Raw genomic sequence first — 19,633 nt, 5'->3', positions numbered from 1 at the left:
ACTTCGTCAGGCGGCGGCAACCGCCAGGCGCTGGGCCGCCTGGGCGCGGCTGCGGCGGCGGGTGAGCCAGCGCTGCTCCTGCGGATCCCACAGAACGGCATAATCGGCCAGCATCATACCGGTGACCATCTCGGCGAATTCGGCGCGCTCGATGGTGCCGCGCTGGAAATCGAAGCCGCGCGCCAGATCGATCACTGCCTCGATCATCTTCAGATAATCCTTGGGCAGACCGCAACGCAGGCAGATGGCCGGCAGGCCGCGCTTGCCCGGATCGTAGATCAGCAGCCGGGCATTGGCGGGCGCGATGCCGGCCAGCTGGGCCAGCCCCTGTTCGAAGAAGGCGAGATCGCCGCCGGCTAGGGCGCGCACCAGCAGCATGGGATTGAGCTGGCCGCGCTTCTGCAGGTCGGCCGCCAGCTCGGCCAGCGCCGGCGGTTCGGCGCCATCACCGATCAGGCCGAGCAGCGTGCGCTCGCGCAGCTGCATCATGGTGTCGGCAGCCATCGCCGGCGGAATCTGGTAGCGCGCCACCAGCGTCTCGCGCAGGGCGTCGGAGACCTGGGCGATCAAGCGCGCGGCGAATTTCGGCGGCAGCTGCGGATGGCGGGCCAGCGCCTCGCCGACATTGCGGCTGTCGGGGAAGCGGTCGAGCGCCCGTTCCATCATAGTGTTGGTGATCTGCGCGCCGCGATTGGCGATCAGCACGGCCACCGCCGCCTCGGCGCCATGTGTGACCAGCGCATTCGACAGCGCCGCCGACACCGTGCGGCGGCCGGCAATCGCAGTCTGGTGCAGCGGCGACACCGCCTGCACCAGTTCGATCAGGTCGGCATCGGAAAACACCGGCGAGAACTGCAGCAGCGGCGCGGCGACCGCCGCCGTATCGCGGACCAGCTTGAGGGCGATGCCGCGCGGCAGTTCGGGATTGCTCTTGAGATGCTCGGCCAGGGCCTGGCGCACCATGATCTCGGCATCGCGGGCAAGCGCGGTGACGATGGCTTCGGCCAGCTGGCGTTCGGATGGCGACAGCGTCTGGGTGGACCAGGCCAGCGCCACCTTGGAGGCCGTGTCGGTACGCGCCGCAGGCGATGGATCCGCCAGCAGCCGCTCGACATCCTGCAGTGACAAGAACGCCCCCGACGCCACCCGACTCGCTTCCCTGATTGTGCGTTATTTGGCGGGGGACAATAGCAAAGCACGGCCGAATGTCACGGCCAAATATCCTGACCAATACTGACGAATCCCTGATTGCCGGTTTTCGCGGCTGGCAGACCGGTTTGTATGCAACCGGCAACCCTGCGGGGCCGTCGGGTCGCGTCAGAGGGGCAGGAAGATGAAGTTGAAGACATAAGCCGCATTGCGCTGGCGATGCATTGCCTCGGGATCGAAATCCTCCAGCAGGCGCAGGCTGCGGCGGCCCTGGTCGAAATACAGCCCGCGATAGCCACGCGCCAGCACGGCCGCCAGGGACTGCTCGATCGGCTGTCGGGTGTGGACCTCTTCCATTTCGACCAGCAGCACCGGGCGGTCGCGCGCCAGCAGGGCAGCGCCACCGGCCAGCACATCCAGTTCGCTGCCCTCGACATCGATCTTGATGAAGCCGATATCGGGCAGATCGAGATCGTCGAGCCGCGCCGTGCGAACCGCGACTGCGGTATGGGCGCCACAAACCTTGATACAACTGAGCGATCCGCCCTGGTTGGAATGGCCGCCACTGCGACCGCGCGGGATCAGGAAGTCCGCGGCTCCCGCGCGATCAGACAACGCCAGCGGCGAGACCGTGACATTCTGGGACGCGGTCTGCCGCAGCACCGCGAGCATTTTGGGATTGGGTTCGAAGGCATAGACATGCCGGGCCAGCCCGGCCATCACATGGGTAAAGGTGCCCTTGTTGGCGCCGGCATCGATGGCATTGCGCCGCTGATCGACCAGCAGGTCGAGCAGGCGCAGTTCTGGCTGCCCCGCCCAGCGTTCCTTCAGCACCTTGTAACGAATATAAAGACCGGACGGGATCAGGGCGTGTTTGACACGCTCCTCAAACGTCCAGAGCTCGCGCTCTAGACCCGACATTGTGTATGTGCCCCCTGGACCAGGAAGACACTAGGACCTGACGGGCCGCCGACCTATCAGAAACCGTTTATACGAAAATAATTCATATTCAGGTTGCATGGCCGGGGTTGCAGATTGCAACGCATACGAATGGATCGCGCAACTGCGCCCCGGCCAGCCTTTCATTATGGTCTGGACCTCAGACTCGCATCAGCAGGTGGTGTAGCCCGGCGGGCAGGTGCGGACCGTGCTGCCCGGCGGCACGACCACGGCCTGGCCCGGCTGCACCACTGCGCGCTGCGGCGGCGGGTCGACGATCACGGTCTGGCTCTGCGGCGGGCTGGGGCTGCAGGCCGCCAGCATCAACGGAGCCGCCAGTACGGCGGTAGCCATCAGGATCTTGCGCATGGTGTCTCCTCCTTATACTGCCGACACGGCAGCCTGAGGACACAACACCGCGACAGTGCCGAAGTTCTGTGACTTATCGGGGACTTATACGGGAGCGATTTATGCCATCACGCGACGGCTGAGCCCATCCTCGATGGCATCCCAGATTTCGGCTTCCAGCTGCACGCCGTCGAAGCGGTTGATCTGCTGGATGCCGGTGGGCGAGGTGACATTGATCTCGGTGAGGTAATCGCCGATCACGTCGATGCCGACGAAGATCAGGCCTTCGCGCTTCAGATGCGGCCCGATGATCTCGCAGATTTCATGCTCGCGTTTGGTCAGGCCGATCTTTTCCGGCCGGCCGCCGACATGCATGTTGGAGCGCGCCTCGCCCGCTGCCGGCACGCGGTTCACCGCACCGGCCGGGCGGCCATCGATCAGGATGATGCGCTTGTCGCCTGCCCGCACCTCGGGCAGATAGCGCTGCACGATCACCGGCTCGCGCGCCAGCTTGGTGAACATTTCCAGCAGCGAGCCGAGATTCTCGTCATCGGGCTTCAGATGGAAGACGCCGGCGCCGCCATTGCCGAACAGCGGCTTGAGGATGATGTCCTTATGCTCGGCGCGGAAGGCCTTGATCGCCTCCATGTCCGACGAGATCAGGGTCGGCGGCATCACGCCGTCGAAATGCGTCACATACAGTTTCTCCGGCGCGTTGCGCACGGCGACCGGGTTGTTCACCACCAGCGTCTTGGGGTGGATATGCTGCAGGATATGCGTGGCGGTGATGTAGGACATGTCAAACGGCGGATCCTGACGCATCAGCACCACATCCATCTCGGCCAGATCGATCAGCGCCGGTTCGCCGAGCGTGAAATGGTTGCCGCGTTCGGCCCGCAGGCGCAGCGCCCGCGCCCGCGCCAGCACCTGGCCGTCGCGGAAGCTCAGATCCTTGGCCAGATAGTGAAACAGGCTGTAGCCGCGGCGCTCGGCTTCGAGGCCGAGCACAAAGGTGCTGTCGCCATCGAAGTCGATGCTTTCGATGGGGTCCATCTGGATCGCCACCTTGAGGGCCATGGCACAGTTCCTTGTTGTGAAAAGGTCAGTTCAGCTGGAGGCGCCTAGTTTAACTGGAGGCGAATGTGGCGCAGGAAAGCCTCGGCCTCAAGGCTCGCCGCCTCGTCGCCGGCCAGCATCAGGAACCGTTCGGTGGCCGCCATCGCCTGGCGGATATGGCCGAGCTTGCCCTCGACCACGCCGAGTTCACGCCAGGCCGGCGCGAAATTCGGCGCCACCAGCAGCATGCGCCGCAGCGTCTCGGCTGCGCGTTCGACATCGCCGCCGCGCCAGGCGCGGCCCTTGATGTTGTTCTGCAGCCGCAGCAGCACTTCGCGCGGCGTCATCAGCCGCACATGCTCGGGCCGCACTTCCTCGCCGCCACCGATGCGGCGCAGCAGATCGTTCATCTCCGGCGCCGCCGCGATCTTGCCGGCATGGAAGGGATCCAGCACCAGGGCGCCATCCTCGCCTTCCAGCCGGATCAGGAAATGGCCGGGAAAATCGATGCCGGCCACCGGCCAGGCCTGGGCGCGGGCGGCGTAGATGTAGAGCACGCCGAGGCTGACGGGCAGACCCATGCGGCGGTCGATGACGCGGATCAGGTCGGCATTCTGCGGGTCGTCGTAATTTTCGGTATCGCCGCGGTAACCGAATTCCAGGCTGAGCACGCTGGCCAGCGCCATGGCGCGCGGCGCCACCTCGGCACCGGCGCCGATGCGGCTCAAAGCCGCGGCGATATCGGCCAGGTGCCGGCGATAGGGCGCGAGATCGAGACCGGGACGGTCGAGCGCCGCCAGCAGCAGCGCCGCCTCGGCGATATCGATGCCGTCATCAGGCGCAGCGCCGAGGGTCTTTAAAGCCGTCTCTATCGCTGCGCTGTCGCTCATGCTGCCTCTTGCCGGGCTTCTACACCGGCCGGCGGCGCGTATCGGTCTTCAGCCAGACATGGCTGACAACCCTGCGCACCCCTTTGATGGTCCGGGCCTGTTCGGTCACCCGCGTGATCTCGTCATCCGACTGGCCGATGCCCATCAGATAGATCGTGCCGTTCACCGTCTCGATCGAGTAGTTGATGTCGACGATCTGCTTGTCGCCGGCGATCTTGGCGCGCAGCTGCGTGGTGATCCAGGTATCGTTGGCATAGTCGAGCAGATCGCCCGATGGCGTCACCTGGATTTCGTTGATCACCTCGTTGATGCGATCCGATGCGGCCCAGGCCAGACGCGTGGCCTCGTCGCGCGAAAATTCCGTACCGACCACACCGGTCAGCAACACGCGGCCTTCGTAAACCGTGATCGACAGCTTGCGCCAGAGATACTGGTTGTCTTTCAGATAGCGATCGTTGATGGCGAGCTGAATGCCCTTGTCGTTGGCGGCATTCTTGATACCGCGCTCTTCCGCCGCGGCAACACCGGTGGCAGCGCCGGCACCGACGGCGACGCCGACACAGCCGTTGAGCATGGGTGCTGTGGCCAGCAGGGCGGCCAGAACAAGAAAGCGGCTAGCAGACGTGATACGCACGAACATCCCCTGTCGTTCAATGGCCCGGTCGTTCAAAACCCGGTTCGGGCCGGCCTCAGTCGATGCGCCAGGCATCGCGGATATGGTGGGGCCAGCGCCCCGGTACAAGCAGCATGGCGTCGAAGCGCAGCGTCAGGGCGGCGGCATCGGCCTGCTGGCCCAAGAATACCGCAGCCGCATTGGCAATGCGACGGCGCTGCTTGGCCTGTAATGATTCTGCCGCCTGCATATAGGTGCCGCGCGCCTTCACCTCCACGGCGACCAGCAGCCGGCCGCGGCGGGCCAGGATGTCGATCTCGCCCAGAGGGTGACGCCAGTTGCGCGCCAGGATGCGGTAGCCCTGCAGCCGCAGCCACCAGACAGCCCAGGTCTCGCCGCGCCGGCCTCGGCGATGCCGCGCATCGGGGGGAAGATCGTCAGTCTGCGGCATCCCGCAATTCCAGGGCGCGGGCATAGACCGCCTTGCGGGCCAGATTGAGCACGGTGGCCACCTCGTCCACCGCCTGGCGCAGCGGCAGCCGCGCCAGCGCCGCCCGCAGCGCCGCATCGAGATCGTCCGCGCCCGCGACGCTCTCTTCGGCCGGCGGCCCGATCACCAGCGTGACCTCGCCTTTGGGCGGACCGTGTTCGGCATAATGGGCGGCCAGCTCGGCCAGGCTGCCGCGCCGCACCTCCTCGAATTTCTTGGTCAGCTCGCGCGCCACGGCCGCCTCGCGTTCGGGACCGAAGACCTGGGCCATGCTGGCCAGGCTGTCGGGCAGGCGCTGGGCGCTTTCCAGGAAGATCAGGGTGGCGCGGGCGGATTTCAGCTCGGCCAGCCAGCGGATGCGGGCCGCCGCCTTGGGCGGCGGGAAGCCCGCATAGAGGAAGCGGTCGCTGGGCAGACCGGACAGGCTCAAGCCCGTCAGCACCGCCGAGGCGCCGGGCAGCGCCGTGACCATGACACCGGCGGCGATGCAGTCACGCACCAGCTTGTAGCCGGGATCGTTGATCAGCGGCGTGCCGGCATCGGAGATCAGCGCCACCACGGCGCCGGCCTGCAGTTTGCCGAGCAGCTGGGGCCGCACTTTTGCCGCATTATGCTCATGATATGGAAATAACGGCGTGGCGATGCCATAGCGCTTCAGCAGCGGCCCGCTGACCCGGCTGTCCTCGCAGGCCACCAGATCGGCGCGCCGGAGCAGGGCCAGGGCGCGCAACGTTATATCGGCGGCGTTGCCGATGGGGGTGGCCACCAGATATAAGCCGGATGTGAATTGCGCTGCATCGACGCCAAGATTGTCGGGCAGCGGCTGAAACGGGTCTGTCATGAGCGCCGGAATGAGCTGCGTGGGTTACCTTAAAGCTGGTCTTTCCGGCCTGTCCATGGTGCTGCGGCCTGCAGCCGCCGCGGCCGGTATGCTGGTGCTGGTTGCCTGCCAGAGCGGCCCCAGCATGCAGGGCGGCCTGCCCGGCCTGCTCGATCGTGTTGTGCCCGGCGCGCCCCAGCGTGTCGCGCCCTCGCCCGGCACCCCCGTGCAGACGCCGGCCCAGACCAATGCCATGCCCAATAGCGGGACGCAGCCGCCGGCGCAACCACTGCCGCTGCCGGCTGCCACGCCATCGGTGGCGATCGAGACCCTGCCGATGCCGCCGGCGCCGCAGTTGCGCGCCCCGGGCGGCGCCGCGGCCATCCATATCGGTTTCTTGGCGCCGCTGAGCGGCCCGAATGCCGGCCTGGGGCGCGCCCTGTTCGAGGCGGCGCAGCTGGCGTTGTTCGACCTGGGCGACGACCGCCTGGTGCTGCTGCCGCGCGACACCGAAGGCCAGGCCGACAAGGCCGCGGCCGCGGCCCAGCAGATGATTGCCGAAGGCGCGCAGATCATCCTGGGGCCGGTATTCGCCAATGAAGCCGCCGCCGTGGGCCAGGTGGCGCGGCTGCGCAACGTCAAGGTCCTGAGCTTCTCCACCGACCGCAGCGTGGCTGGCGGCGGCGTCTTCCTGCTCGGCTTCACGCCGGACCAGCAGGTCGAGCGCGTGGTCGCCTATGCGCGCACCAAGGGGATGACACGGTTTGCCCTGCTGGCGCCGGACTCGGCCTATGGCGGCGCGGTGGCCCAGGCCGCCGAAAGCGCCACAAGCCAGACGGGTGCCCAGATGCTGAAGCAGGAGCGCTATCCCGGCGACACACCAGACCTCACCCCTATTGTCCGGCGCTTTGCCAGCAGCCTGCGCGCCCTGCCGGCCCGCAGCCTGGAAGACCCGCCGGTGGACGGCGTCGACCCCAATCTGCCGCGTCCGGTGGATGCCCTGCTGCTGCCCGAAGGCGGGGCGCGGCTGCGCGCCCTTGCTCCCCTTTTGCCCTTCTTCGATATCGATCCGCGTGCGGTGCGGTTCCTGGGCACCGGTCTGTGGGATGACCCCGCCCTGAGCAGCGAACCGGCCCTGGTGGGCGGCTGGTATGCCGGCCCGGCGCCAGAAGGCTTTGCCGAATTCGCCCGTCGCTTCGAGCAGGGGTTCGGCCGCCGGCCGCCCCGCCTGGCCAGCCTGTCCTATGACGCCACCGCCCTGGTCGGCATCCTGGCCCGCAGCGCGGCGGGGGCGATGTTTGACGAGGCGGCCCTGACTAACCCGGACGGTTTTGCCGGATATGATGGAATTTTCCGCTTCCGCAGCGATGGCGTGGTGCAGCGCGGTCTGGCGGTTCTGGAAATCCAGCGCCGCGGCAGCCGGGTGATCGACAAGGCACCGGCCAGTTTCCAGCCCGCCAGCAACTGAGCCCGGGGGCGTTCGCCCAACGGGCTGATTGCATCGGCCAGCTTACTAAGAAATTATTCGCTCCCGTGCCGGCCGCGTGCTACCACCGCGGAACGGTCCAATACTACCTGGACGCGCTTTTGCTTTGAGGTCCTTTCTAGTAGGATTCTTATCAAGCCCGTGCGGGGAGATGCTGCAGTGAGCGAAGACACGATGTCGGATCATGAGCGTATCGATTTCTCGAAGATCAGTTTTCTGGTCGTCGAGCCGAACCGGTTGATGGGTCAGATGGTCCGCGATGTGCTGATGATGCTGGATGCCCAGTATATCGATCGCGCCCGCGACTTCGACACGGCGGTCAACATCCTGCGGTTGGGCCGCACCGATATGATGATCACCGAATGGGCGCTGGGCGCGGAAAAGCTCGGCCGCAACGGCATGGATATCGTGCAGTGGATTCGCAACGATGCGGGTTCGCCGAACCGCATGATGCCGATTGTCATGATGACGGCGAATTCGGAAGAGGAATATGTCTGCCGCGCCCGCGATTGCGGCGTGTCGGAATTCGTCGCCAAGCCTTACACGGTGAACGGCTTTTATACCCGGCTGGTGGCCGCGATTGCACGGCCGCGCCAGTTCGTGCGCATCGGCGAGTATTACGGTCCCGATCGCCGGCGGCGTCGCACGCCCGGCTATGGCGGGCCGGAACGCCGCATCGACCTCAACTGACACCGGCAGCCATCAAGGTCAGTATAATGGCGAAAAAGCCGGTTTTCACGCCTCCGCAGCAGGATTTGCGCCGCAAGGCTGTCAATTTCAAGAAAGGCTTCCGCCTTCAACTGGCGCCTGAAGAGCTGCGCCGCCTGGAAGAGGTTGTGGAAAAAGCCACCGACAGCTTCACCCAGGAAATTGCCGACAAACTGCGTCAGCTGCGCGCATCCCTGGACGAGGTGGCCACCGGCCACGGCGTCGATCAGGCCATGCAGGCGATCCGTTCGCTGTCGCTCGACATCAAGGGCATGGGCGGCATGTTCAAATATCCGCTGCTCACCGCCTTTGCCAAATCGCTGAACGATTTCACCAAGGATATGGGCGCGCCCAGCCCGATCCAGCTCGACATCATCGCGGCGCAGATCGATGCACTGTATGTGGTAACCGCCCAGCGTATCCAGGGCGGCGGCAGCCAGATCGAATCCGAACTGCTGGGCGCCCTGCGCACCGCTACCCGCCTGCACAAGGCGACGTAAGTCAGCCCAGCATCCGCCACAACGGCAGGCCGCTGAGCGCCGCAAAGGCACAGAGCCCCAGCGCCGCCAGACGGAACTGCTGTTCGCTCGAACGCGCGAACAGCCGGCTGCCCAGATTGAGCGGCAGCAGATAAGCCGGAATCAGCGGCAGCGACATCAGCAGGCTTTCCGCGGTGAACAGCCCGTTCCACCAGTAAGCGAGTCCCGAGGCGATCGCCGTGAAGCCGAAGAATACGATCAGGTTGGCGCGCACGGTGGCGGCCTCGCCCTGGCCGCCAAGCCAGAGCAGCACCACCGGCGGACCCGGCAAGGCGGCAGCGCCGCCGCTCAGGCCGGCCAGCGCGCCGGTGCCAAGCGTCGCCGGCAGACCCAGCCGGCCGCGATAGCGCCAGCCGGCGGCCATCAGCCCGACCGCCAGCAGGATCAGCAGACAGATCACCCAACGCATCACATCGGGATCGGCGATCACCAGCAGCGCCACGCCGAAGGGCACGGCGACAACCGCACTCAGGCCCAGCGGCAGCACCTCGCGCCAGACACAGCGGCGCAGCGCATCGGGCAGCATGGCCAAAGCGGCGATATCATCGGCGATGAACAGCAGGATGGCGGCGAGCTTGGGTTCGTAGACCAGGCTGGCGACCGGCATGAACATCATGGCGCCGCCGAAACCGGAAAAGCCGCGCACCAGACCGGCCAGCGCTGCTGCGCCGAAAACGGCCCAGTAGCGCGGCTCGGTCAGGAAGCCGAAAAGAGGAAACGCGTCAGCCAACCAGGATGACGATGCCGGCCAGCGCCACGGCCGCGCCGGCGGCGCGGGTGATCAGGCCGACATTCAGCTGCTGCGCGAGACGGGCTGCAACCAGGCCGATGCCATGCAGCAGCGCCGTGGCCAACAGCATGCCGAAGCCATAGACCAGCGCCTGCGAGGCATCGCCGATCTCGGTGCCATGGGCATGGCCGTGGAACAGGGCAAACACGGCGGTCACCGCCATGGCGGCCGGCAGCGGCGGACGCATGGCGAAGGCAACGATCAGGCCCAGGATCAGCACCGACAGCGCGATGCCGGACTCGACGCCGGGCAGGGCGACATTGGCCAGACCGAGGCCGAAGCCGGCCGCCATCGTAGCGACGAAGCTGGCCGGCAAGAGCCAGAGGGCGCGCGGTTGCTGCGCGGCCTGCTGGACCGCCCAGAGGCCGACCGCCAGCATGGCGAGCAGATGATCGAGGCCGCCGAAGGGATGCGCGAAGCCGGCGGAGAAACCGGCGGCGGCGGGCTCGGCGCCGGGATGACCGGGATGGGCCAGAGCCGGAACGGCGATGCTCGCCAGAACGAGGGCCGGCAGAACCATCTGGCCGAGCTTGGACTTGAAGGACATGACGACCTCTTTATTGCGCATGCGTTGCGAACCACCCGTCTCCTTTGTGCCCCAAGCCGGTTGCGTTTGACAAGACATGCCCGGGCCTCCCCGCGGGGTTGGCGCGCGTTTGACAAGGCCGGAGCCCGGGCTTAGGGTCCGCCGCGATGGTTCGCCGCCTGCCGGAAGGTGGAACGGCGATGAAAAGGGAACGCGGTGCCGGCTTTCTGTGCAGATATATCTGCGCAGGGCCGCAAGCCGCGGCAGCCCCCGCTACGGTAGGCGGCGAGCGGCGCGCAACAGCCACTGGACCGGACACGGTCTGGGAAGGCGCGCGATCCGCGACAACCCGCAAGCCCGGAGACCTGCCATCGGCTTTAGTCGAAGCGGACGTGCCGGACGGGGTGTGCCGGCGCCCGGCCTATGTCATTCTTGCCGCTGCGCAGGCGCAAGACCGACAGCAGCCATGGTCCGCGTCGGCGTCATGGAACAGGGCGCTCATCCTATGCAGAAGATTCCCGCAACCGTCGTCACCGGCTTTCTCGGCGCCGGCAAGACCACGCTGATCCGCCACCTCATCACCAATGCCAATGGCCGGCGCATCGCGCTGATCGTCAACGAATTCGGCGAAATGGGCATCGATGGCGAGCTGCTGAAAAGCTGCGGCGCGCCCGATTGCAGTGAGGACGATATCATCGAGCTGGCCAATGGCTGCCTGTGCTGCACGGTGGCCGACGATTTCCTGCCCACCCTGCAGAAGCTGCTCGACCGACCCAATCCGCCGACGCACATTGTCATCGAGACCTCCGGTCTCGCCTTGCCGAAACCCCTCGTCCAGGCTTTTGCATGGCCGGGCATCAAAAGCCGCACAACGGTGGATGGCGTGGTCACCGTGGTGGATGCCGCCGCCGTGGCCGAAGGGCGGTTTGCCGATGATGAAGATGCGGTGGCCGCGCAGCGCGCCGCCGATGCCAGCCTGGATCATGACAATCCGCTGGAGGAACTGTTCGAGGACCAGCTTGGTTGCGCCGATCTGGTGCTGCTGAACAAGGCCGACCTGCTGGATGAAGGCGCCATGCAGAATGTGCGGGCCGAGATCGGTGCGCATCTGCGCCAGGGCGTGAAAACCCTGTCGATCAGCCAGGGCGAGATCGCCGCCGATATCCTGCTGGGCCTGCATGCGGCCGCCGAGGACGACATCGCGGCGCGCAAGTCGCATCACGACAATGAGGAAGACCACGACCACGAGGATTTCTTCAGCTTCTCGCTGACCCTGCCCGAGCAGACGGCGCCGGATGCCCTGCTGGAGCGCCTGCTGCCGGTGATCGCCGAACACGACATCCTGCGGGTGAAGGGTTTTGTCGCCGTCGCCGGCAAGACTATGCGGCTGGTGCTGCAGGGCGTGGGCGCGCGGCTGTCGCATTATTACGACCGTGACTGGACCAGCGCCGAGCCACGCGCCACGCGCCTGGTGGTGATCGGCCGCGCCGGCCTGGACGAGGCGGCGATCCGCGCCGCCCTCGCGGCCTGAGTCGAACAGGGGCGCAGCGCCTTGCATCTGCTCAATGCCATACCCGGCGGCGCGGCGACAGCGGATGGCGCCGTCGACCTGAAACAGTCGCCGGGCGATATCGTCATCCTGAGCGCTGCGGATTCCGAACTGGCGGGCCTGAGCAATGCCTGCGCGGCCCTGAGCGACGACTTCCCCTCGCTGCGACTGGCCAACCTGCTGCAGCTTGGCCACCCCTACGCGGTCGATCTCTATGTCGACAGCGTGATCGTGCAGGCCAAGCTGGTGATCGTGCGGCTGCTCGGCGGCCAGAGCTACTGGGCCTATGGCGTCGAGCGTCTGAGCGAGGTCTGCCGCACGCGTGGCATCGCGCTCGCCTTCCTGCCCGGCGACCGCCAGGCGGATCCCGGCCTCGACGGCTTCTCTACCGTCACCGACGAGACGCGCGCCGAATTGTTCAGCTATTTCCGCGAGGGCGGCGTCGACAACCTGCGCAACGCCCTGCGCTATGCGGCTTCCGTGATCGGTCATGCGGAAGACCCGCCGCCGGCGCGGCCGCTGCCGGCCGCCGGCCTGTACTGGCCCGACCTCGCCGATCCCGATCTCGACACGCTGCGCCACACCTGGGCCGCCAAGCATCGCGGCATGCCGCATCCGATCTGCGCCATTGTTTTCTATCGCGCCCTGCTGCAGGCCGGCGATATAGCGGCTGTCGATGCGCTGATCGAATCGTTAAGCGCCGAGGGCCTGCATCCGCTGCCGATCTACGTCACCAGCCTGAAGGACCGCCTGTCGGCCGATTTGGTCGGGACCCTGCTGGATCAGGCGCTGCCCGACGTGATCCTCAATGCCACCAGCTTCGCTATCGGAAGCCCGAATGGTGGCGCAGCCAATACGCCCACCGACGATCCGCTGGGGCAGTGTGACTGCCCAGTGCTGCAGGTGGTGTTCGCCTCAGGCCCGCGCGAGGACTGGCAGACCGGCACGCGCGGCCTGAATGCCCGCGATCTGGCGATTGCCGTGGCGCTGCCGGAAATCGACGGACGCATCCTCACCCGTGCCGTGGCCTTCAAGGCTGAAGCCACCTTCGACACCCGCACCGAATGCAGCATCGTACGCATGCAGCCCGATCACGGCCGCTGCCGCTATGTGGCAAAGCTGGCCTGCGCCTGGTCGCGCCTCGCACGCCTGGCACCGGCAGAGCGCAAAGTCGCGCTGGTGATCGCCAACTATCCCAACCGCGACGGCCGCATCGGCAACGGCGTCGGCCTGGATACGCCACAAAGCGCGGTGGAAATCCTGCGCGCCATGAAAGATGCCGGCTATGAACTGAATGCGCTGCCGGTCAGCGGCAACCGCCTGATCGAAGCGCTGCAGGAAGGCGTGACCAACGACTTCGCCCGCGCCGCCGGCCGGCGCGTGCGGGTGCTGTATCCGCTCGCATTATACCGTCGCTACTTTGAAAACCTGCCGCCCTCGATACAGCAGGCCGTCCAGGAGCGCTGGGGCGATCCGGAAGCCGATCCGCTGCTCCATGACGGACCCGACGGCAGCGGCTTCACCCTGCCGGTGCTGCCCTTGGGCAATGTCGCGGTGATGATCCAGCCGGCGCGCGGCTACAATATCGATCCGGCGCGCAGCTATCACGATCCGGCATTAGTGCCGCCGCATCACTATCTGGCGGCCTACGCCTGGCTGCGTGAAAGCTTCGGCGCCGATGCCGTGATCCATTGCGGCAAGCATGGTAATCTGGAATGGCTGCCCGGCAAGGCACTGGCGCTGAGCGAAGACTGCTTCCCCGAAGTGGTGTTCGGGCCGCTGCCGCAGCTCTATCCCTTTATCGTCAACGATCCCGGCGAGGGCACGCAGGCGAAACGCCGCACCTCCGCCGTGATCCTGTCGCATCTGACGCCGCCGCTGACGCGCGCCGAGATCTATGGCGATCTCTCGGCACTGGAACAGCTGGTGGATGAATATTACGAAGCCGCCGGCCTCGACCGCCGCCGCCTGCCGCTGCTGGCCGAACGCATCATCGACGAGACGCGACGACTGGGCCTCGATGCCGATTGCGACATCCAGCCGGGCGAGCCCACCGAATCCGCCCTGCTCAAGCTCGACAATCATCTCTGCGACCTGAAAGAGCTGCAGATCCGCGACGGCCTGCATGTCTATGGCGTGAATCCCCATGGCGAGCAGCTGATCGACCTGCTGGTGGCGCTGGTGCGGCTGCCGCGCAACGACAGCAAGGGCGGTAATGCCTCAATCCTGCGCGCGCTCAGTGCCGATCTCGGGCTCGGCTTCGATCCCCTGGGCACCGACTATGCCGCCGACTGGACCGGACCGCGCCCGGATATCCTGGACGCCATCGTGCCCGACGGCTACTGGCGCAGCCATGGCGACACCATCGAACGGCTGGAGATGCTGGCCAAGCAGCTGATCGGCGATCGCCGCCTGCCCGACGAGACCTGGACCGCGACCCGCGTGGTGCTGCAGGAAATCGACTACCGCCTGCGCCCGGCGGTGCTGAGCTGTGGCCGCGCCGAGATCGAAAATCTGCTGCTCGGCCTCGATGGCCGTTTCGTGCCGCCGGGCCCGAGCGGCGCGCCGACCCGCGGCCGGCCGGAAGTGCTGCCCACGGGGCGCAACTTCTTCTCGCTGGATGCGCGCAGCCTGCCGACGCCCTCGGCCTGGACGCTCGGCTGGCAGTCGGCCGATGCACTGCTGCAACGGCATCGCCAGGATCATGGCGAATGGCCGCGCGCGATTCTTCTCAATGCCTGGGGCACCGCCAACATGCGCACCGGCGGCGACGATATCGCCCAGGCGCTCGCTCTCATTGGCGCGCGCCCGACCTGGGAGACCGCATCGGGTCGCGTCACCGGATTCGAGATCGTGCCGCTGGACCTGCTGGACCGGCCGCGTATTGACGTCACCCTGAAGGTGAGTGGCTTTTTCCGCGACGCCTTCCCGGCGCAGCTCGCGCTGTTCGATGCGGCCATCCGCGCCGTGCAGGGGTTGGACGAGCCGCCGGAACTCAATCCGCTGGCCGCGCGCTTCCGCGACGAAACCGACGCGATGATCGCCCATGGCGTCAGCCCGGAGGATGCGCGTCGCCGCGCCGGCTATCGCATCTTCGGCGCCAAGCCTGGCGCCTATGGCGCCGGCCTGCAGGCCCTGATCGACGAAGGCGGCTGGGCCGAGACCGCCGATCTGGCGCGCGCCTATATCGCCTGGGGCGCCTATGCCTATGGTGCCGAAGCAGAAGGCGTCGAAGCCAAGGACGGCTTCACCCGCCGCCTGGGCGTGATCGACACCGTGGTGCAGAACCAGGACAACCGCGAACACGACCTGCTGGATTCCGACGACTACTACCAGTTTGAGGGCGGCGCGGTGGCGGCGGTTCAATTCGTCTCAGGCGCCGCACCGACCGCTTATCACAACGACCATTCCCGCCCGGAAGCGCCGCGCATCCGCCGCTTGGAAGAAGAGATCGCCCGCGTGGTGCGCGGCCGCGCCGGCAATCCGAAATGGATCGACGGCGTCAAGCGCCATGGCTACAAGGGCGCCTTCGAGATCGCCGCCACGGTGGATTACCTGTTCGCCTTTGCCGCCACCACCGGCCTGGTGCGCGATCATCAGTTCGACCTGCTCTATGAATCCTACCTGGCCGATCCGGATACGCGGCATTTCATCGAGATCAACAATCCGGCCGCCGCCCGCGAGATCGCCGAGCGCTTCCGCGAGGCGATCCGGCGCGGCCTGTGGCGGCCGCAAGCCAATTCCGCCGCCGATCTGCTGGAAAGAATGTCGGCCGCATGAAAGCGATTGGTACATGAAAATCAAGGAACCCGGCCTGAGCGACGACGAGATCAATGCGCGCGCCAACGAAAAGGCAAAGAAGCGCAAGGAAGTACGCGACCGCATGCTGGCGACCAAGACGATCACCGAGAAGGGCCTGCTGATCGTCCATACCGGCAAGGGCAAGGGCAAGTCGACCGCCGCCTTCGGCCTGGTGATGCGCGCCATCGGCAATGGCTTCCGCGTCGGCATCGTGCAGTTCGTCAAGGGCAAGTGGCAGACCGGCGAGCGGCCGGTACTGGAGAAATTCCCCGAACAGGTGACGATCAAGGCGATGGGCGAGGGTTTCACCTGGGACACCCAGGACCGCGCCCGCGACATCCGCGCCGCCACCGAGGCCTGGGCTGAGGCGAAGCGCATGATCGCCGCCTGCACCGGAGACCGGCCATTATACGACATGCTGGTGTTCGACGAGCTGAACATCGTGCTGCGCTACGACTATCTCGATCTGGCCGAAGTGGTGGAAACCCTTCGCCAGCGCGCGCCGCAGCTCCATATCGTGGTGACCGGCCGCAACGCCAAGCCAGAATTGATCGACGCCGCCGACCTGGTGACCGAAATGACCGAGATCAAGCATCCCTTCCAGGCCGGCGTGAAGGCGCAGAAAGGAATCGAGTTCTGATGGAAAAGACCCTGCTCAATCCCGCCAGCATCGCACCGCCGGTGGGCAATTACGCCCATGGCGTGCTGGTCGCCGGCGGCCAGCGCATGCTGTTCATCAGCGGGCAGATTCCGGCGGCAAGCGACGGCAGCATCCCGAAGGATTTCGAAAGCCAGGCGCGCTACTGCTGGCGCAATATCGAGGCCATCCTGAAAGAGGCCGGCATGAGTTTTGACAACATCGTCAAGGCCACCATCTTCCTGACTGACCACAAATACCTGCAGGCCAACCGGCAGGTGCGCAACGAAATTCTTGGCGATCGCAAATTCGCCTCCAGCGCCATCGTGACTTCGACCCTGCTGCCGGAATGGCTGCTGGAGATCGAAGCCATCGCCATGGCCTGAGCAGAAAGCACACCACGCCCCATGTTTTCGCTGGAAAAATCCGCCTTCGAGAAAACCGCCGTGATGCTCTGTGGCCATGGCAGCCGCGACGAGGCGGCGGTGGCCCAGTTCAAGGCGCTGGCCGATCATATGAAACGGCGCCTGCCGCAATACGATGTCGATTACGGCTTCCTGGAATTCGCCACGCCGATCATCCGTGATGGCCTGGACGCGCTGCGCGCCAAGGGCAATACGCGGATTCTCGCCCTGCCCGGCATGCTGTTCGCCGCCGGCCATGCCAAGAACGACATCCCCAGCGTGCTCAACCGGTATCAGGCCGAGCATGACGATATCACCATCACCTATGGCCGCGACCTCGGCATCGACCTGAAGATGCTGCGCGCCGCCGGCGACCGGGTGCAGACCGCACTCGATACAGCAGGCGACGGCATCGGGCGCCATGAAACCGCGCTGGTGGTGGTCGGCCGCGGCACCTCCGATCCCGACGCCAATTCCAATGTGGCCAAAGTGATGCGCATGCTGTGGGAAGGCTTCGGCTTCGGCTGGGGCGAGACCGCCTATTCCGGCGTCACCTTCCCGCTGGTACAGCCCTCGCTGCAGCATGTGGCCAAACTCGGCTACAAACGCGTCATCGTCTTTCCCTATTTCCTGTTCACCGGCATCCTGGTCGACCGCATCTACGGCGCGGTCGACGACGCGGCAGCCGCGCATCCGGAGATCGAATTCGTCAAGGCGGGCTATCTCAACGACCACCCGCTGGTGCTGGAGGTGTTCGAGGACCGGGTGTCGGAGATTCTGGCCGGCACCAACAACATGAACTGCCAGATGTGCAAATACCGCGCTCAGGTGCTCGGCTTCGAGGACGAGGTTGGCCTGGCGCAGGAAAGCCACCACCATCATGTGGAAGGCATCGGCACCGGGCACAGCCATGGTCACGATCACGGGCACGGGCACGGGCACGATCATAGCCACGACCACGCCCATCACGATCATGCGCCTCACGATCATGGTCATCATCCCTATCCCCATGGCGACCATCCGCATGGTCCGAAGACGCTTGTGAAATGACCGGCTACGACTATCTGCGCGATCCGGATGCGATCTATCGCCTGAGCTTCGAGCTGATCCGCAAGGAAGTCGATCTGGCGCATCTGCCGCCGGGCATCGACGAGCTGGCGTTGCGACTGATCCATGCCTGCGCCATGCCGGATATCCTGCCCGACCTGGTGTGGACGGACGATCTGCCGCAGGCCGTGCATGACGCGCTGCGCGCCGGCAAGCCGATCTTAAGCGATGTCGACATGGTGGCTTATGGCGTGATCCGCTCGCGCCTGCCAGCCGATAACCGTGTGCTGAGCTTCCTCAACACACCGGAAGCACGCCAGATCGGCCAGACCGGGCAGATCACCCGCTCAGCCGCTGCCGTCGAGCTTTGGCTTCCCCATCTCGACGGCGCCGTGGTGGTGATCGGCAATGCCCCGACCGCGCTGTTCCGGCTGCTGGAACTGCTGCAGGACCCCGGCACACCCCGGCCGGCGGCCATTCTGGGCTTCCCGGTCGGCTTCGTCGGCGCCGCGGAATCCAAACAGGCGCTGATCGAGGCGTCGCCCAAGGGCGTGGCTTATGCGACACTGAAGGGACGGCGCGGCGGCAGCGCTATGGCGGCGGCGGCCATCAACGCCCTTGCGACCTGGGACCCTGCATGACGACACCATGGCTGTCCGTGATCGGGATTGGCGAAGACGGCCTCGACGGCCTGAAATCCGCCGCACGCACACTGATCGAGACCGCCGATCTGCTGATCGGCGGCGAGCGCCATCTCGCCATGGTGCCGGTTCGTGATGGCCAGCAACGTATCGCCTGGGCCTCGCCGCTGCTGGCGCAGGCCGACCGCATCCTGGACCACAAGGGCCGACGCACCTGCGTGTTGGCCAGCGGCGATCCGATGTGGTTCGGCATCGGCGCGACGCTGGCCAGACGTGTGCCACCCGAAGAGCTGGTGATCGTCAGCCATCCCGGCGCCTTTGCGCTGGCGGCGGCGAAACTGGCCTGGCCGCTGGATGCCGTCGCCTGTCTCACGCTACACGGCCGTCCGCTCGACCTGCTGGCGGCACAGCTTTATCCGCAGGCGCGGCTGCTGATCCTCAGCGAGAATGGCGCCATGCCGGCGCAGGTGGCGAAGTATCTCGACAAGCGCGGTTTCGGCTCGGCCGAAATCACGGTGCTGGAGCATCTGGGCGGCGCGCAGGAGCGCGTGCTGACCGGCAGGGCGAAGGGCTGGCCCCATTGCGCCTGCGCCGATCTCAACACCATCGCGCTGCAGCTCAACGACGGCCCGGGCCTGACCCGGCTCGCCGGCCTTGAGGACGATCTCTATCTCCATGACGGCAATATCACCAAACGCGAGATCCGCGCCGTGACGCTGGCGCGGCTGGCGCCATTTCCGGGCGAGCTGCTGTGGGATGTCGGCGCCGGTTCGGGCTCGATCTCGATCGAGTGGATGCGCAGCCATCACCGGAACCGCGCCATTGCCATCGAGAGCAAGGATTCGCGCCGCAGCATGATCGCCCAGAATGCCGCCCAGCTTGGCGTGCCCGATCTCGATATCCGCGATGGCATCGTGCCTGCTGCACTGGATGGCCTGCCGCCACCCGACGCCGTCTTCATCGGCGGCGGCGTGACGGCGGAAGGCGTGATCGAACGCTGCTGGGACGCACTGAAGCCCGGCGGACGGATCGTTGCCAATGTGGTGACGCTGGAAGGCGAAAGTATCCTGACGCAGGCGCGCAGCACGCATGGTGGCGATCTCGCGCGCTTTTCGGTGCAGCGCGCCGAGCCGGTCGGCCGCTTCCATGGCTGGCACGCGATGTTCCCGGTGACGCAGTGGTGCGCTGTAAAAGATTGAA

The 19,633-nt window shown here is 66.2% G+C and carries 20 protein-coding genes and 1 riboswitch; of the genes, 10 read left to right on the top strand and 10 right to left on the bottom strand.

Going from position 1 to position 19,633, the window contains the following annotated elements; genetic code table 11:
- Positions 1–6: 6 nt before the first annotated feature.
- From AC1ROB_RS04105 to rsmI, 8 genes are all read right to left on the bottom strand, one after another.
- Positions 7–1,128, bottom strand: a complete 1,122-nt coding sequence (locus AC1ROB_RS04105; protein WP_492973583.1) for a DUF2336 domain-containing protein — start codon at positions 1,126–1,128, stop codon at positions 7–9.
- Positions 1,129–1,317: 189 nt separating this feature from the next.
- Positions 1,318–2,070 carry an FkbM family methyltransferase gene (locus AC1ROB_RS04100; protein ID WP_492973584.1) on the bottom strand — a complete coding sequence of 251 codons (753 nt, stop codon included), beginning with the start codon at positions 2,068–2,070 and terminating at the stop codon, positions 1,318–1,320.
- A 189-nt stretch (positions 2,071–2,259) separates the two neighbouring features.
- The gene (locus tag AC1ROB_RS04095) at positions 2,260–2,457 is read right to left on the bottom strand and encodes a hypothetical protein (RefSeq protein ID WP_492973585.1); all 198 of its coding nucleotides are present in this window, start codon (positions 2,455–2,457) and stop codon (positions 2,260–2,262) included.
- A gap of 99 nt (positions 2,458–2,556) precedes the next feature.
- Positions 2,557–3,513: a glutathione synthase gene (gshB, locus tag AC1ROB_RS04090; RefSeq protein WP_492973586.1), complete on the bottom strand. Its 957-nt coding sequence runs from the start codon at positions 3,511–3,513 to the stop codon at positions 2,557–2,559.
- Between the two features lie 44 nt (positions 3,514–3,557).
- Positions 3,558–4,382, bottom strand: coding sequence for a SirB1 family protein (locus AC1ROB_RS04085; protein ID WP_492973587.1), 825 nt, complete (start codon positions 4,380–4,382; stop codon positions 3,558–3,560).
- A gap of 19 nt (positions 4,383–4,401) precedes the next feature.
- Positions 4,402–5,016, bottom strand: a complete 615-nt coding sequence (locus AC1ROB_RS04080) for a BON domain-containing protein (protein ID WP_492973588.1) — start codon at positions 5,014–5,016, stop codon at positions 4,402–4,404.
- A gap of 55 nt (positions 5,017–5,071) precedes the next feature.
- Complete coding sequence (locus AC1ROB_RS04075) at positions 5,072–5,446, bottom strand: YraN family protein (protein ID WP_492973589.1); 375 nt, start codon at positions 5,444–5,446, stop codon at positions 5,072–5,074.
- The gene (gene rsmI, locus AC1ROB_RS04070) at positions 5,433–6,326 is read right to left on the bottom strand and encodes a 16S rRNA (cytidine(1402)-2'-O)-methyltransferase (protein WP_492973590.1); all 894 of its coding nucleotides are present in this window, start codon (positions 6,324–6,326) and stop codon (positions 5,433–5,435) included. Before rsmI ends, AC1ROB_RS04075 begins: the two co-directional genes overlap by 14 nt.
- A gap of 19 nt (positions 6,327–6,345) precedes the next feature.
- Between rsmI and AC1ROB_RS04065 the strand changes: the two genes are divergently transcribed.
- From AC1ROB_RS04065 to AC1ROB_RS04055, 3 genes are all read left to right on the top strand, one after another.
- The gene (locus AC1ROB_RS04065; RefSeq protein ID WP_492973591.1) at positions 6,346–7,773 is read left to right on the top strand and encodes a penicillin-binding protein activator; all 1,428 of its coding nucleotides are present in this window, start codon (positions 6,346–6,348) and stop codon (positions 7,771–7,773) included.
- Positions 7,774–7,950: 177 nt separating this feature from the next.
- Positions 7,951–8,481: a response regulator gene (locus AC1ROB_RS04060; RefSeq protein ID WP_492973592.1), complete on the top strand. Its 531-nt coding sequence runs from the start codon at positions 7,951–7,953 to the stop codon at positions 8,479–8,481.
- A gap of 26 nt (positions 8,482–8,507) precedes the next feature.
- Positions 8,508–8,999: a hypothetical protein gene (locus tag AC1ROB_RS04055; RefSeq protein WP_492973593.1), complete on the top strand. Its 492-nt coding sequence runs from the start codon at positions 8,508–8,510 to the stop codon at positions 8,997–8,999.
- A gap of 1 nt (position 9,000) precedes the next feature.
- Here AC1ROB_RS04055 and AC1ROB_RS04050 read toward each other — a convergent pair whose 3' ends face one another.
- Together AC1ROB_RS04050 and AC1ROB_RS04045 are read right to left on the bottom strand one after the other, a co-directional pair.
- Positions 9,001–9,768 (bottom strand): sulfite exporter TauE/SafE family protein, encoded by a 768-nt coding sequence (locus AC1ROB_RS04050; protein WP_492973594.1) that lies wholly within the window; start codon positions 9,766–9,768, stop codon positions 9,001–9,003.
- Positions 9,761–10,375 carry a HupE/UreJ family protein gene (locus AC1ROB_RS04045; RefSeq protein ID WP_492973595.1) on the bottom strand — a complete coding sequence of 205 codons (615 nt, stop codon included), beginning with the start codon at positions 10,373–10,375 and terminating at the stop codon, positions 9,761–9,763. The genes AC1ROB_RS04050 and AC1ROB_RS04045 overlap by 8 nt, the downstream gene beginning before the upstream one ends.
- A 130-nt stretch (positions 10,376–10,505) precedes the next feature.
- Positions 10,506–10,741: riboswitch (cobalamin riboswitch) on the top strand.
- Between the two features lie 118 nt (positions 10,742–10,859).
- Between AC1ROB_RS04045 and cobW the strand changes: the two genes are divergently transcribed.
- The 7 genes from cobW to cbiE are packed head-to-tail and all read left to right on the top strand — an operon-like array spanning position 10,860 to position 19,632.
- A complete protein-coding gene (gene cobW, locus AC1ROB_RS04040; RefSeq protein ID WP_492973596.1) occupies positions 10,860–11,885 on the top strand; it encodes a cobalamin biosynthesis protein CobW in 1,026 nt (341 codons plus the stop codon).
- Between the two features lie 21 nt (positions 11,886–11,906).
- Positions 11,907–15,683, top strand: coding sequence for a cobaltochelatase subunit CobN (gene cobN, locus AC1ROB_RS04035; RefSeq protein WP_492973597.1), 3,777 nt, complete (start codon positions 11,907–11,909; stop codon positions 15,681–15,683).
- Positions 15,684–15,696: 13 nt separating this feature from the next.
- Entirely contained in the window at positions 15,697–16,344 is a 648-nt protein-coding gene (cobO, locus tag AC1ROB_RS04030) for a cob(I)yrinic acid a,c-diamide adenosyltransferase (protein WP_492973598.1), read from the top strand.
- The gene (locus tag AC1ROB_RS04025) at positions 16,344–16,727 is read left to right on the top strand and encodes a RidA family protein (RefSeq protein WP_492973599.1); all 384 of its coding nucleotides are present in this window, start codon (positions 16,344–16,346) and stop codon (positions 16,725–16,727) included. The genes cobO and AC1ROB_RS04025 overlap by 1 nt, the downstream gene beginning before the upstream one ends.
- Positions 16,728–16,748: 21 nt before the next feature.
- Positions 16,749–17,795, top strand: a complete 1,047-nt coding sequence (locus AC1ROB_RS04020) for a sirohydrochlorin chelatase (RefSeq protein ID WP_492973600.1) — start codon at positions 16,749–16,751, stop codon at positions 17,793–17,795.
- Positions 17,792–18,433, top strand: coding sequence for a precorrin-8X methylmutase (locus AC1ROB_RS04015; RefSeq protein WP_492973601.1), 642 nt, complete (start codon positions 17,792–17,794; stop codon positions 18,431–18,433). The genes AC1ROB_RS04020 and AC1ROB_RS04015 overlap by 4 nt, the downstream gene beginning before the upstream one ends.
- A complete protein-coding gene (gene cbiE, locus AC1ROB_RS04010; RefSeq protein WP_492973602.1) occupies positions 18,430–19,632 on the top strand; it encodes a precorrin-6y C5,15-methyltransferase (decarboxylating) subunit CbiE in 1,203 nt (400 codons plus the stop codon). The genes AC1ROB_RS04015 and cbiE overlap by 4 nt, the downstream gene beginning before the upstream one ends.
- Position 19,633: the final 1 nt, after the last annotated feature.

The organism is Ferrovibrio sp. GW821-FHT12F09, from assembly GCF_058806775.1.
Note: the sequence above shows the minus strand (reverse complement) of the source record. Positions and strands in the feature narration are given on the sequence as shown.